Raw genomic sequence first — 13881 nt, 5'->3', positions numbered from 1 at the left:
CGCTTACGACCCCACAGCACTGGTAAACCGGTTGTCTGGAATCGCGTTTTCATCATCTGTCACCCGGATGCGCTCACCACTGCTCAGACGGTCCTGGCCGGTCACCACTACCTGATCTTCTGCTGTCAGTCCTTTCGCAATTTCCACGCGCCCGGGCATGCGTGAGCCAACCGTTACGGGCACACGCCGTGCAATACCGTCTTCTGCCACAAATACATATTGTTCAGCACCACGAACCATCACCGCCTGCTCCGGAATAACCAGAGCCTGGCGTTCACGCAAGGTCAGGCTAACGGACATGAACTGGCCAGGGCGCAATCGCCCCTCAGTGTTATCAATCAGGGCCCGAACCGGCAAGGAGCGGCTAAGCTCGTCAATGCGGGAACCCAATTCAACGAGTTCGCCAATAAATGCCTGATCAGGGTAAGCCGGGGAGCTGCCCTGCACCTTCTGGCCCGGATTGATCTGGCCAAGAAAGCGCTCGGGAATGGAGAAATTCAGCTCCATGGGGGATGTAGCATCCAAAGTGGTTATGGTGGTGCCTGCGGTAATATAAGCGCCGATACTGATATCGCTCAGGCCCGCCACGCCGGAGAACGGCGCTTCAATGCGATGGTTTTCAAGCCGAACCTGGGCCGCAGTGCGCTGAGCTTCGGACACCTCTACAGCGGTTCTCAGCTCATCTACGAAAGATTGGGAGATACTGTTGTTGTCACGCAGGCTTCTGGCGCGTTCGTACTGACGCCGGGCATCTGCCAACTGTGCTTCAATCACACCCAGATCTGCCCTTGCCTGCCGATCATCAAGCCGCAACAACAGGTCGCCCTGTTTTACCGGGCGACCTGATTTCAGATTGATACCTACCACGCGGCCGCTGGTTTCTGTGGTCAGCTTAACGGCACTTACGGCTTTCAGGCTGCCAACTGCCCTGACCTGATCCTGCACCGTGTCGATTATGGGAAGCACTGTATTTACTGCACTGGGGGGGCGCTCAGAATCATCCTGGGCTTGAGACGAGTCATCCAGGCCCTGATAAATAAACGCAGCACCCAGTGCCAATACGACCAGCAGCAAACCGATCAGCCATTGTTTCAACATAGAGTCTCTCAGCAGACAGACCGGCCACTGCCGGGCATTATTTTTTCTGTATCACAAGCACAAGTTCACCGACATCAACCCCCCATTTGCTCATGGTGGTCTGGTTAATCAATGTGTCGGGCGTTACCAGATACATCCAGTCGTCCATTCGTACATCCAGGGTTCCATCGCCATAGGCTATCCGAAGCACGTAATTCATGTTTATGCTGTTACCGCTCCAGCGCATGGTTCCGGGCTCCGTCACATCGCCCGCTTCGGCATGAAAGCTGTCGCCGGTTGCCGATGGTGTTAACGTCCAGATCCTGGTTTGCACTTCGCCATCATCAAAACGGAATTCTTCATCCAGGGTACCCACACCAGATTGGTCCCAGGATGCGGAGATATCCGCATCGAACGTGCGAATCACTTCACCGGACATGTCCTTGACCACGCCACGGGCGCTTAGTTCACCGTTAAAGAAATCTTCAGGAACGAGCTTGGGCTCACGTTCCGAATAATCCGTCAGCGCCGGACCAGAGCAGCCCCCCAAAAGCGCCAAAATGGCGGTTAACACGAGTATAGAGCGCCGCCCGATTTTGGGTATCACAGAACACAGGTTTTGCACTTTTTTTACACTCTTCATAAACCTCTCCAACGGGTATTTCCATTCAGTCTTGCGATCAGGATTAACGCTTCATTGCCTGATACCTGAAATACGCCCCGGGAGAGCTCTTCGATCAGCGGATGGCCTGTGGAAAAATCAAGGACTGTCTTTACTGACACCGCCATGAGCGCTTTTCGTCAATGGAATCCCCCACACTATGCCGTAAAACTGCACGCAACCTGGCGGTGAATAATCCCCGCTCGTAGATTTTCAGACCAGTACAGAGGATTGATTATGCCTGTATACAAGGCGCCTTTGCGTGACATGAAGTTTCTGCTGAATGAAGTGTTTGATTACCCAAAGCACTACGCCACATTGGCCAGCGGAGAGAACGCAACTCCGGATATCGTGGACGCTATCCTCGCCGAATGCGCTCGCTTCAGTGAGGAGCAGCTAAGCCCCCTATACCAGCCAGGTGATGAAGAAGGCTGTACGCTGAAAGATGGCGAGGTAACCACCCCGAAAGGCTACAAAGAAGCTTACGATCAATATGTGATGGGTGGCTGGCAGGGGCTTTCTGCCCCGGAGGAATACGGCGGCCAAGGTCTGCCCGCTTCCATGGGCCTGCTGAAGCAGGAAATGATGGGTACAGCGAACTGGTCGTTCTCCATGTATCCGGGCTTGTCCATGGGTGCCATGAACACCATCTATTTGCACGGTTCTGACGACCAGAAAGCCACCTACCTGCTGCCTATGACAGAAGGCCGCTGGGCCGGCACCATGTGCCTCACCGAACCCCAGTGCGGGACGGACCTGGGCCAGGTAAAAACCAAAGCCGAGCCGCAGGCTGATGGTACTTACAAAGTAACGGGTACCAAAATCTTTATCTCCTCCGGTGATCACGATCTTACCGAGAACATTATCCATATTGTTCTGGCTCGTCTGCCGGGCGCACCCAAGGGCACCCGTGGCATCAGCCTGTTTATCGTGCCGAAGTTTGTACCCACAGCCGAAGGTGGCGTAGGTGAGCGTAACGCTGTGGTCTGTGGCAGCCTCGAGAAGAAAATGGGCATAAAGGCCTCTGCTACCTGCGTTATGAACTTTGATGGCGCAACCGGCTACCTGATCGGTCCTGAGAACGAAGGCCTGGAGTGCATGTTCACTTTTATGAACACGGCTCGTATCGGTACCGCTATTCAAGGTGTCGGGCCCGCTGAGTTGTCATACCAATGGGCTCTGGACTACGCCAAAGAGCGCCGCTCCATGCGTGCGCTTTCCGGTAAGAAAGACCCCGAACATGTCGCTGACAGCCTGATTCACCACGCCGATGTTCGCCGCATGCTACTGACCCAGAAAGCTATCGCTGAAGGTGGCCGCGCCATGCTCTATGACGCCGCCCGCCTGGCCGATCATATGGTTGAAGGCTACGCCGCCGGTGATGATGAAAAGGCAGCAAAATACGATGACAAACTGGGCTTTCTGACCCCGATTCTTAAAGGTTTCCTGACGGAACTTGGGAACGAGGCAGCAAACCTTGGTATGCAGGTATTTGGTGGCCACGGTTACATTCGTGAACACGGCATGGAACAGATTGCCCGGGATACCCGGATTGCCACCTTGTATGAAGGCACCACCGGTATTCAGGCACTGGATCTGCTGGGCCGTAAGGTACTGCTAACCACCAAAGGCGGCGCAGTTCGTGAATTCACCGCCCGGATTGCAAACTTTGCCCGTAAGCATTTGACCGACAGCCGTGTGCGCCCATTTGCAGTGGAGCTGCTCAAGCTTACGGCACAATGGAATTTGCTTACCGTGCGGATCATGCTTGCCGCGCGAAAGGATCGCGATGTGGTTAGCTCTGCATCCTACGACTTTCTTATGTACAGCGGTTACGTATCCATGGCTTACATGTGGGCACGACAGGCGGTAGCAGCGGTAGATCGCTTGGATAACGGCGGCGATGACTCTGAGGCTTTCTATGCCACCAAACTGGCAACTGCAGAATTCTATTACGAGCGACTGCTTCCCAGATCCCAGGCTCACGCAAGTAGCATGCTGAGCCCCAGCAAAAACCTGATGCAGATAGGTGCGGAAGATATGGCCTTCACCGGATAGATCAACCGGTGATACTTTATCCCGGGTAGGAACCTACCCGGGTTTTTTTTGCATAACTTTCTGTGCTTAAAGTCCGTACTTGGTCTCTATAGCCTCGTACATGCCATTGCTCCTGATCTTTCTGAGACCTTCCTGCAGTTTTTGCATGATTTTTTCAGAAGTATCCAGGTTCATGGCCAGGTACAATTCAGTCTCGTTAAACGAAAAGACCGGTTCAAGCCCTTCTACATCCTGCTGGGATGCGAAGTAAGGACCAGCCAGCCGGTCAGCAATCCACAGATCTACCTGACCGAGCTCAAGACGTTTCGGGTTGATGTCGTCACTCTCCATAGCAGACACCTTGTAACCGCGATCCAGCAAATACGTGGTCATGACGTCATTGCGATATCCCGCATAAAGCATGCCTTTGGTATCTTCCAGCTTATCAATCTTCAGGTTAGTCCCGCTGCCGGCGAAGATTGTCCAAAGGTTTTTGGTCAGTGGGCCTACCCACTTAAAAAGGTTCTCACGCTCTTCAGTGAAGGTTGTGCAGAAAATACCATGATTTTGCTTATCCAGGGCTCGATTGTAGCCATAATCCCAGTTACGTAATTTGATCACGTAATCCAGATCGGTGTTTTGCAGAATGGCTTTCACCATTTCAGTGCAAATACCATCGATACTATTTCCATTGTGCTCAAAAGCCCGCCCGGAGGAACTCATGTTATAAGGCGGAAAGTTCTCCGTATAAAGAAACAGCTTATCCGATGCATAACCCTGCCCCGACGCCATGCTTCCTATCATTGCCACCATTAGTAGCACTATGTGACGAACGCTCTTCCTCACAGAAACTCTCCTTTTCTCTTCAATAAGTTCGACCCAAGCACTACCTTGCAACGGGCTCAAACGAGTACTCAAGCCTGAGTACTGCTAGCTTACCGCAATGATAATGACTATTTCAGAAGTAAAATGTGTGTTTTCGTAAAACCCACATGAGTTAAAGGCGGCCAAAAAACACCCGCAGCCTTCAGGAAAGGACGTTAAATACCTGTGGCTCTGTTACCCCGAAAATCACATGAGGGAGTAACAGGGCCAAGGACTTGCAGATTACTGAGCCAGCACCATTGATTCTGGTTTCGGGGTGCTGTCTGTGCTTGGCGGCAACTCCGGGTAGCGCACTTCCGGTATTTTGCCGGTCAGGGTTTTCAGGAAAGCGGTGATAGATTTTACTTCATCATCATTCAGCTCTGCTCCCAACTGAGCGGTACCCATAACTGCAACCGCCTCTTCCAGGCTCCAAACGGCGCCTGAGTGAAAATAAGGGGCTGTGAGCTCAATATTTCGCAAGGGTGAAGCACGGAATACGTACTCATCCGAGGCCGTCTCGGTAACCGCAAACCGGCCTTTGTCACCGGTGGGCAGAATATCGGCACCAGGCTTGGTTACCAGGCCAAACGGATAGTATTCCTGGCCGCCAAGGTTAACGCCCGCATGGCAGGCCACACAGCCCTTATCCATGAACAGTGCCAAACCTTCTTGCTCCTGCTCGTTCAAGGCTGTTTTATCGCCGCGCAGGAACTTGTCAAAATCGGCATCTGGCGTAATCAGCGTGGCTTCATACGCTTCGATCGCAATGGCCATGTTGTTAAAGGTTACCGGATCATCCTCACCGGGAAAGGCTTGACCAAACTTCTCAACATAGGCTGGCATGCTGGTCAATGTCTTCACAACGCGCTCTGGCGTGCTGCTCATCTCAACGCCCGCCTGAACCGGCCCTTTAGCCTGCTCCGCGAGGTCCGCCGCGCGGCCATCCCAGAACTGGGCGGCGTTGAAGACAGCATTAAAGACTGTAGGCGAGTTGCGTGGCCCTTTCTGCCAACCGTGGCCAATAGAGACAGGAAGGTAATCGTGTCCACCCATACCCACGTTGTGGCAGGTATTGCAGCTGATCAGATGGCTTGCGGACAGACGGGGCTCAAAAAACAACATCTTACCAAGCTCAACTTTCGCTTCCGTCAGTTCGTTGCCATCGATAACCGGTGGGTACTGGGGTATCGCCGAAAACATGTCCCGCGCACGATCCTGCAAGTCGGCAGCCATGGCTGCTCCTGCGGTAAGGCCAAGGCTGACAGCGATAGCAAGCTTCAGTGTTTGCCGTTTCATCTTTCTGCTCTCTCATTAACAGGATTTACTGTTACCAAGCTAGCAGAAGATTAATTTTTGTAAATAATTTGAAAACTGCCGGCACAATTACCGGCAGCAAAATTGACGACCGTCAAATTCTCATATCAGCGATTGATGTGTCTCAGAATGAGTAGGTTGCAGACACCCACAAACGCCGACCTTCTTCCGAGTTGGCGTAGAGGTTTCCGTATTGGGCGCCGTTGTCATAGGCCTGATACTCGATAAAGTCTTCATCCAGAAGGTTATATATGGTGGCACTGAAACCCAGGTTTTCTGAAGCCTGATACTGGCCACCCAGGTGCACAAGGGTAACGGATTTGAAATCACCCAGGTCTGCATACGAAGCAGCCCCTCTGATCCTGTCCCGCGCACGGTAACGCTCGCTTTCGTACTGGGCCTTCACAAAGGCTGACCAGCGAACGGAAGGCACCCAGCGCAAGGAAATATTCGCCATATGCTCCGGTGTATCAGTAAGCGGCTCGCCTTTATTCTCTCCGGATTTTTGCTCGCTGTCGGTGTATGTGTAGTTTGCACCCAGACGCCAATCCTGCGCGAACGGCACTGAGCCATGCAGCTCCACGCCCTGGGTAATGGCTTCATCAATGTTCAGGTCCTGGCCAAACACATCCGCCAGAGGCCAGTTACCCCTATCAACACAGCCGGGTCGGTTTGGATCTTGTGCATAACTGCAGTTCAGCAGGTCGGGGCCTTCTGCAATTTTGTCAGTGAACTCGTTGTAGAACACCGTTGCACCCACCCGGTAGCCCGCCGGCTTTTCGTAGATCACTGCCAGTTCCGTTGATGTTGATTTCTCGGGTTTCAAATCCGGGTTCCCGAACAGTGGGATGGTGCCCTGCCCGGTAAAACCGATAACGCCGGGGGCCAACTGCTCAAGGCCTGGTGTTTTGTAACCTCGGCTTACGCCACCTTTAACCGTTAGCTCGGGTGTAGAGTTCCACACAAGATAGGCTCGTGGGCTGAACTGGCCACCAAACGAATCATGGTGGTCATACCGGCCACCCAGAGTCAGGGCGAGATCCTCGGCCAGGAACCACTCGTCTTCTACGAACAGGGCTTGGGTTTTCTGCTTGAATTCGTCCGTTGCGACGCCATCGATCATCCGTGCATCAAGCCACTGACCGCCGACTGTCACCACGTGATTGGCTAATGGCATTACCAACTTACTGTCGATTACACGGTTTTCCGTTTTCAGTTCCCGGTCAGACCCCGGCGTCTTCCCGGGCACACCTTCGGGAATAACCCGGCCGATGGTTTCCGTCACATTTCTCATGATGCTGGTTTCCAGCGTGCCGATATCGAACCGACCAGTGTGGCCCACAGCAAACTGGTCACGATCGAACTCCAGCTCCGGTTTGTAACCTTTTACGCCCAAGGTACCCAATTGCCCTTCTGAGTTATCGTAATCCTGTTTGCTGCTTTCGATATCCAACCAAAGGTCATTCGACTCTCCGGGCGTTACAGTAAAGCGACCACCAACCGTATACTGTTCAGACTCAACCGGGCTCGGCCCTCGGGTGCTGACTTCAATCGGATCGCCGTTCAAGTCCAGATATTCCAGTTTGGACTCATCCCTCTCAAACCAGCGACCACGCAGCTGAAAGCCAATCAGGTCGTCCACCAGCGGTCCATTGGTATAGGCGCTATAGGCTCGGCTGTTACCAAAATCACTGTCCTGGTTGAGTGTCGTTTCTGCTGTGAGGGTAGATGCCCATTCCGGGCCAACTTTGCGGGTGATGATGTTGATAACACCACCCATGGCGTCAGATCCGTAAAGGGTCGACATGGGACCACGTACAACTTCAATGCGTTCAATTGCGGAAGGGGGCGGCAGGAAGCTTGTTGCGGTCTGGCCAAAACCATTAGGGGTTACGCTGCCAGCGGTGTTCTGCCTGCGACCATCAATCAGAATCAAGGTGTATTCTGAGGGCATGCCACGCATGCGTATATCGAAACCGCCAGTTTTACCGGCAGAGCCACTGACATCCAGGCCTTCCACGTCATCCAGAATATCCGTAAGACTGAACGCTTGTTTGCTACGGATCTCTTCACCGGAAATAACAGTAATACTGGCAGGCGCAGCAGACTGGCTTTGTTCAAAGCCGGAGGCGGTTACCACCAGCTCATTCAGCTCCGCAGGTTGCGCTTGTGCCGCCGTATTGAAAACAAGCGCGCTGCAGGCCGCACCCATGGCTATCCGATAAAACAACATACCATTCCTCCTTTTGACGATGTCAGAAAGGTACGAATGATATTACTTCTCATTTACAAATAGCAATAATACTTATGTGAATAAAGCCCTTAATGCCCCGTTTTTCCGTTGCGGCACAACACGGTTCCCCGATCACCTACTGCATAAACTGCTCCACTGCGGGTAGCACAAACCGCCCGTAAACCGGCATCGCTGCCACTTACCTCTGTTACCCACTGATCACGATCGAGTCGCAGGACACAGCCCCGGGTACCCACAGCGAAAGCCCCTGCGGCATCTGAACCGGATATCGCCAGCAGGTCTTCCCGCAGGCGCGTAGCCATTTGCTGCCAACGCTGGCCATTGAAATGTGCCAGGGTGCCCGACAGCCCAACGGCGTAGATATTGCTCAAGCTGTCGCCCCAGATTCCATAAAGGAAATTCTCGGTGCCCACATTGAACTCACTCCAGTCTTTGCCGTTGTGTCTCAACACCAGCCCGAAGTCGCCGGGGGCCAGCATGTGCTCGTCATCCATGGCCCATAGACTGTACAGGGCAGACTGAGTGCCACTGGGCATCCGCTGCCAGCGCAAGCCGTCGAAATGCAGAATCAGACCTTCATCGCCCACGGCATAAAGAGATTCAGGGCTGCTGCCCCACATGCCAAGAATGGTGAGATCCAGATTCAGATCATAGTGCAATGCCCACTGCTGGCCATCGAAGCGATAGATACGCCCCAGTTGTCCGGCGGCAAACAGCCCTGCCCCGGTATCCCACAAACAATGCACCGCCAATTCGCTGGGGGCCGGTAACAACTCCCAGCTGCCACCTCGCAGGCGTATCACTGTGCCGGCTTCGCCACAGGCATAACAGGTGCCGTCCGGGCCTTCGGTAATGCCCCAGAGTTGGTTTTCGGTGGGCACAACCATGGTTTGCCAGGGGCTGGCCGCGGCGGCCATGGGCGGCGGTGCCAGTGCCTGGGTGAAATCTTCGGCAGCCGTCATGATGGTGCCGAAATCACCGACCACCAGTGCCTCGCCTGTAGACAGCAGGATAATATCCATCAGATCGTGATGGCTGTTGCTCTCCAGCTTGTCGAGGCGCAAATCCTTGAAGTAGTACAAATGACCCTGGTCGCCAACAATCAGCACACCGCCTTTATAGGCTTTGAGCGATCTCAGGCGCGGCATGGGCTCATCAAATTTGAGAGCCTGAAACTGGCCGTTCTGATAACGCACCAGTTCTCCACGAAAGCCGCCCTGATTAACAAAATACCGACCACCGCCTAACAGCAAGCTACCATCGCCCATTACCAGCAAGGCATGAAATCCGGAACCCAAGGGGCAATCGAGTTTTGTCCACAACCCTTCGCTGTCACGGTGGAGCACAGTGCCTTCGCCACCAGCGGCGTAAACGGTGTTATTGGGTCCACAGGCGACTGCCCGCAGATTAACCTGGGTTGGACTCTGCTCGGACTGCCAGTTGGCACCGTCAAAATGCAGAATTACGCCATCGTCACCCACGGCCCAAGCCATGCCCTGATCGTTACCGTCGATGGCAAACAGGGGCGTGTTTTCTTTACAGGCAGCAAATCGGCCACCCTTTTCATCAATCACCCCACCCCGCAGCAGCTGCCATTGTGTGCCATCGAAGTGCAACAGAGCGCCCATCCAGCCCACGGCATAAAGATTATCAGCAGCAGGCCCCCATATACCGTGCAACGGCAGGCGCGTTGGCACTGTCATATGCTGCCATTGCGAACCGCCGGCATCGGCGCTGCTGGTATAGCGCAATACCATGCCTTCATCGCCCACAACAAACAGCTCGCCATTGCCGGTCCAGCCCGACCAGAGCACGTCGCCATCGCCGGCACCGACTTCCGGTACCCGGTGCCAGGGAGCGCGGCCGGGTTGACTGGCATTATCTGTGCCTAAAAGCTGGCGAAAAAAACGACGGCGTTCCGGCGCGCGAGTGTCAGTCATGGCAATTCTCTCGAATATGAGTGGGTCAGGAAGGCTCGTTACTGTTACCCAGCAAGGATTCCAGTTGTTGGCGCAGGGCGTCTCGTTGTTCTGGTGGAACGGTCCCCAGCGCCTGCTCAAGTTCGTCGCTTTCCAGGCTGGCCTGTGCAAGCCCATGCAGGGATTGCTTTGCGGCGTCAGCAAAACTCGCCTTGGCGTGTGCTACACAAGCGTCGACGGCCGGTGCGAACGCTTGTGCTTCCGGGCCTTCAGGTTCTGAAAGCACAATTGGTATTCCGGTATCAGAGCCACTGGACAATGCCAGCGACAAGGGGATTTGTGCCACAGATGCCACATCGGCTGCTGCCAGAGCATCCGCCAGATGAGAGCGGGGGAATACATGAAAATGCCCACTGCAGTGGGGGCAGGTTACGCCTGCCATATTCTCCACCACGCCAAGCAAAGGCATGCCACGCTCCTGGCAAAAACGCACGGCTTTGAGGCTGTCCATCAACGCCACTTCCTGGGGTGTCGTGGCCAGTAATGCGGCTACATCATGGCCTTCAAGCATATCTGCCAGGGTAATCAGCTCGTTGCCTGTGCCCGGCGGCATATCGATTACCAGAAAATCCAGCGGTCCCCAATTGAATGAACCAATCAGGTGGTGCATGAAGTCGTGCTTGTAGGCATCCCGCCAGACAATGGGGGTGTCGTCCCTTTCCATCATGAAGGCCAAAGAACCAACCTTTACCGGGTGCTCCAGACCAAAAAACTCAAAATCCTTTGGCGGTAATCCCTGTTTGCCCAAGCGCACGCGCTGACCCACAAAACCGAAAAACCGGCTTTGATTTGGGCCATGGATGTCGGCATCCGCCACTCCTACCCGATATCCTTGAGCTGCAAGCCCTGCAGCTACGTTGGCCGACACGGTGCTTTTACCCACGCCGCCTTTGTTGGCCATGACCATAATAATCTGGCCAATCTGCGCAAGGCGGGATTCAATCAGACGTTTTTCGTGTTGCCCCTTGTCCAGCTTGCACTGCTCTTCTTCTGGGCAGAACTGGCAGGCATGGCCACGGCCGCAATCTTCCGGTACCAGAGCCAGTGGGTCACGACCGGGAAAATGGGAAACCGCCATCTAAGGCTCCTTAGTTCTTGGTGCTGCCATCCAGGCTGGTGTCCAGCAGGATCCAGGTGTGGGTTACGCGTTTGTTGCCATCGCGTTCGCTGTCGTTACCCTGCCATACGGCAAAGCCCATAGGGATGGTTTCACGATCAAAATCCACATCGTACTCGCCATCAGATTTGAACGGTCGCGACATCACCACTTGCCACTCCCTCTTTTGCGGAACGTCGCTGGTCACGTAGGCGCTGGCGCCTTTCACACTCTGTTGGGGCAAGGTGGTGGTGCTGCCATAGCCACCCGCAGCCAGATTCTCCACTTTGTCCGCATCGGCGCGCCAGTACCAGATGTTTACAGGGTTCTCGTGATCAGTCCCCATCATGTATGAGGTATCCACATCCTTCAGTGCAAACTGCACCGCCACACCATCACCAAATGTGTCTACGGTGGTGGCTCGGTCTTCGCTGGCATCTTTCCAATGCAGGCGAATGTATAAACGCTCATCCGAACGGGCTATCTGGAAATACACATGCTTGCCACGTGTGGAGCCTTCGTCGAAACGCAGGCCAACCGACTGATGTACCGGGGGTGCCGGTAACAGGTTGGTTCGATACTTTGGTAAGCGATCCCAAATCAGGTCGTCCGGGTCGTTTTGGGTACGCAAGTAAATGCCATCAGGAATGCGAGAAACTTTCACCGTATCCCAGGCTTTTACCTCACTCACGTTCGGGTTCCTATCGGTGTGATCAGCCAGTAGGTTGCTGCTTGCCAGGATGCAGGCCGCCAGGGTTAGCGTGCCGGTTAGCCGGCCAATACTCTTTGCCAGGCGACCGTTTTCGATGTTTTTCGATGTCATGGCATGGTTCCTCATGCTAATCGGTTGGGTTCAGTCCCACATGGGCTGGCTGGTGGTTTCGGGGCCTGCTTTTCGTGCCCCTTCTTCGGGGCATGGCCCTACCTGATTTTCCAGCGCCAGTTGTTGGGTGCGGGTCCAGTCCGGGAGCACCTTCACCAAATGAGCCAGATTGGCATCCAGACCGTGCTGATTTTCATGGGCGTATTTTGCGCGAATGGTTTGCAGGAGGGGCCTGAGGTATCGCACCAGAAAATCCCGTTGAGCACGACGGTAAGGCGCAGCATCCCGCTGGTTTTCCAGTGCCTGAACCTCCAGATGGCACAGCAGTGCGCAGAACTCCAGCATCGCTATAAGGTGATCAGGCTGATCTTTGTGACCTTCGTCGTCCACTGCCGCTGTTAGCCCAAAGTGGGTATAAAATGCCTGAACATTCAGTAGATAGGCGCCAGGTGTCAGACCGCCTACCAGGCTGTCGTAGGCACTGGCCACCAATGGCACTCTGGGTTTACCCCGCTTACCGTGAACAAACGTGGCCATGTAACCCACTTGCAGATCTTGCGAAGTCGGGCTTGATTCAAACCTGGGCCAGGGTTCGCCACCCAGCGTTTGCCAGGCTTCGTTGAGCGCCTCTTGCAGGCGCCCATCGGTGAGAGCTTCCCAGGTTTCTTCCATGGGATAGCTCAGGGCCACGGCGGCAAGCCGATAGATAGCCCCGCGCGCCTCGGCGAACTCCCGTTCATGCTGCCGGACAGCGGGCGCTGCTAATTGCGTCATTGCATGCCTCCCGGCGTCAGCTCAGTTTGAACATTTCAGCGTGTTTATAGCCAATCAGGATATCCATGAGTTCGCTGTCTTCCCCATCGGCTTTGGCCTGACGCGCATCTTGCAGCGTGTCCAGAACCTCTCCAGTGCGAGGCCCAAACAGGCTTTCCAGATACGACAGGGGTATACGGGACTCATCCAGTTGCTCGCCATTTTCGCCAAACTTGGGCGGCGACAGGGGCGGCACGTAGAATACGTTGGGTTCGGTGCCCCATTCTGCGTGCAGCGGCAAGGCCACTTTGTATTTCTCCACAAGCTTGTGAATCGGGCCGTCTTCGTCGTCGCGGTAGCCTATCCACCGAATTCGACCCACACACTGCTGGGCGCAGGCGGTGGGCAGCCCTTTTTCGATGCGCGGGTAGCAGAAAATACACTTCTCGGATTTGGATATTTCCTCGTTGAAGTAAATCTTCTTATACGGGCAAGCGTTTACACAGTAGCGATAGCCACGGCAGCGCTCCTGATCCACCAGCACAATGCCGTCTTCCTGGCGCTTGTAGATAGCGTTGCGGGTACAAGCTGCCAGACACGCCGGGTTGGCGCAGTGGTTGCACAGGCGCGGCAGGTAGAAGTAGTAGCTGTTGGGGTAGTCACCCAGACCTTCGTCTTCATCCCAGTTGGCGCCCCAGGTGGGTTTCACATTGGGGCGCAGCCAGGGGTCGGTGCCGGTCATCAGCGCGTCTTCGTAGTTGTACTCCCAAGGAATACCATAGTCTTCCTGGCTGGGCTGGCGCCCCAGACGCAAAGCGCCGTCAGCGTCGAAACCACCGCCCATGTTCTCGTAATCCCGTGGGTAACCTTTACCCGGCTGGGATTCCACGTTGTTCCAGTACATGAACTCACGGCCGTTGCGGTTGGTCCACATGAGTTTGCAAGCTGCGGTGCAGGTCTGGCAGCCGATGCACTTGTTCAGATCCAGGACCATGCTGAGTTGGCGTTTAACAGTCATGA

Annotated in this window: 11 protein-coding genes; 1 reads left to right on the top strand and 10 read right to left on the bottom strand. The window is 54.6% G+C overall.

Annotated features, from left to right (window positions below; translation table 11 throughout):
- Positions 1-3: 3 nt before the first annotated feature.
- Both FE848_RS04930 and FE848_RS04925 read right to left on the bottom strand, forming a co-directional pair.
- The gene (locus tag FE848_RS04930) at positions 4-1098 is read right to left on the bottom strand and encodes an efflux RND transporter periplasmic adaptor subunit (RefSeq protein WP_200201624.1); all 1095 of its coding nucleotides are present in this window, start codon (positions 1096-1098) and stop codon (positions 4-6) included.
- A gap of 37 nt (positions 1099-1135) precedes the next feature.
- Positions 1136-1720, bottom strand: a complete 585-nt coding sequence (locus tag FE848_RS04925) for a DUF3833 domain-containing protein (RefSeq protein WP_200201623.1) — start codon at positions 1718-1720, stop codon at positions 1136-1138.
- 255 nt (positions 1721-1975) lie between these two features.
- Between FE848_RS04925 and FE848_RS04920 the strand changes: the two genes are divergently transcribed.
- Entirely contained in the window at positions 1976-3796 is a 1821-nt protein-coding gene (locus FE848_RS04920) for an acyl-CoA dehydrogenase C-terminal domain-containing protein (RefSeq protein ID WP_200201622.1), read from the top strand.
- A 66-nt stretch (positions 3797-3862) separates the two neighbouring features.
- Here FE848_RS04920 and FE848_RS04915 read toward each other — a convergent pair whose 3' ends face one another.
- From FE848_RS04915 to clrB, 8 genes are all read right to left on the bottom strand, one after another.
- The gene (locus FE848_RS04915; RefSeq protein WP_310965491.1) at positions 3863-4621 is read right to left on the bottom strand and encodes a substrate-binding periplasmic protein; all 759 of its coding nucleotides are present in this window, start codon (positions 4619-4621) and stop codon (positions 3863-3865) included.
- A gap of 261 nt (positions 4622-4882) precedes the next feature.
- A complete protein-coding gene (locus FE848_RS04910) occupies positions 4883-5938 on the bottom strand; it encodes a cytochrome-c peroxidase (protein WP_200201621.1) in 1056 nt (351 codons plus the stop codon).
- Positions 5939-6080: 142 nt separating this feature from the next.
- Positions 6081-8189 (bottom strand): TonB-dependent receptor domain-containing protein, encoded by a 2109-nt coding sequence (locus tag FE848_RS04905; RefSeq protein ID WP_200201620.1) that lies wholly within the window; start codon positions 8187-8189, stop codon positions 6081-6083.
- A gap of 89 nt (positions 8190-8278) precedes the next feature.
- The gene (locus FE848_RS04900; protein ID WP_200201619.1) at positions 8279-10150 is read right to left on the bottom strand and encodes a WD40/YVTN/BNR-like repeat-containing protein; all 1872 of its coding nucleotides are present in this window, start codon (positions 10148-10150) and stop codon (positions 8279-8281) included.
- Between the two features lie 25 nt (positions 10151-10175).
- Positions 10176-11267: a P-loop NTPase gene (locus FE848_RS04895; protein WP_200201618.1), complete on the bottom strand. Its 1092-nt coding sequence runs from the start codon at positions 11265-11267 to the stop codon at positions 10176-10178.
- Between the two features lie 10 nt (positions 11268-11277).
- Entirely contained in the window at positions 11278-12108 is an 831-nt protein-coding gene (locus tag FE848_RS04890) for an ethylbenzene dehydrogenase-related protein (RefSeq protein ID WP_200201617.1), read from the bottom strand.
- A 30-nt stretch (positions 12109-12138) separates the two neighbouring features.
- Positions 12139-12882, bottom strand: a complete 744-nt coding sequence (locus tag FE848_RS04885) for a molecular chaperone TorD family protein (protein ID WP_200201616.1) — start codon at positions 12880-12882, stop codon at positions 12139-12141.
- 16 nt (positions 12883-12898) lie between these two features.
- Entirely contained in the window at positions 12899-13879 is a 981-nt protein-coding gene (gene clrB, locus FE848_RS04880; RefSeq protein WP_200201615.1) for a chlorate reductase subunit beta, read from the bottom strand.
- Positions 13880-13881 lie beyond the last annotated feature (2 nt).

Origin of the sequence: Marinobacter sp. 1-3A, from assembly GCF_016597775.1 — a bacterium.
In the GTDB taxonomy this organism is placed as follows: Bacteria; Pseudomonadota; Gammaproteobacteria; order Pseudomonadales; family Oleiphilaceae; genus Marinobacter; species Marinobacter xiaoshiensis.
The sequence above is the reverse complement of the archived record's forward strand: the minus strand, read 5'-3'. Positions and strand labels throughout refer to the sequence as shown.

Bases quoted from the DNA above. Each gene is read 5' to 3' on its own strand.
- FE848_RS04900 (WP_200201619.1), bottom strand. From the start codon at position 10,150: ATGACTGACACTCGCGCGCCGGAACGCCGTCGTTTTTTTCGCCAGCTT.
- FE848_RS04895 (WP_200201618.1), bottom strand. From the start codon at position 11,267: ATGGCGGTTTCCCATTTTCCCGGTCGTGACCCACTGGCTCTGGTACCG.
- clrB (WP_200201615.1), bottom strand. From the start codon at position 13,879: ATGACTGTTAAACGCCAACTCAGCATGGTCCTGGATCTGAACAAGTGC.
- FE848_RS04920 (WP_200201622.1), top strand. From the start codon at position 1,976: ATGCCTGTATACAAGGCGCCTTTGCGTGACATGAAGTTTCTGCTGAAT.
- FE848_RS04930 (WP_200201624.1), bottom strand. From the start codon at position 1,098: ATGTTGAAACAATGGCTGATCGGTTTGCTGCTGGTCGTATTGGCACTG.
- FE848_RS04910 (WP_200201621.1), bottom strand. From the start codon at position 5,938: ATGAAACGGCAAACACTGAAGCTTGCTATCGCTGTCAGCCTTGGCCTT.
- FE848_RS04890 (WP_200201617.1), bottom strand. From the start codon at position 12,108: ATGACATCGAAAAACATCGAAAACGGTCGCCTGGCAAAGAGTATTGGC.
- FE848_RS04925 (WP_200201623.1), bottom strand. From the start codon at position 1,720: ATGAAGAGTGTAAAAAAAGTGCAAAACCTGTGTTCTGTGATACCCAAA.
- FE848_RS04905 (WP_200201620.1), bottom strand. From the start codon at position 8,189: ATGTTGTTTTATCGGATAGCCATGGGTGCGGCCTGCAGCGCGCTTGTT.
- FE848_RS04885 (WP_200201616.1), bottom strand. From the start codon at position 12,882: ATGACGCAATTAGCAGCGCCCGCTGTCCGGCAGCATGAACGGGAGTTC.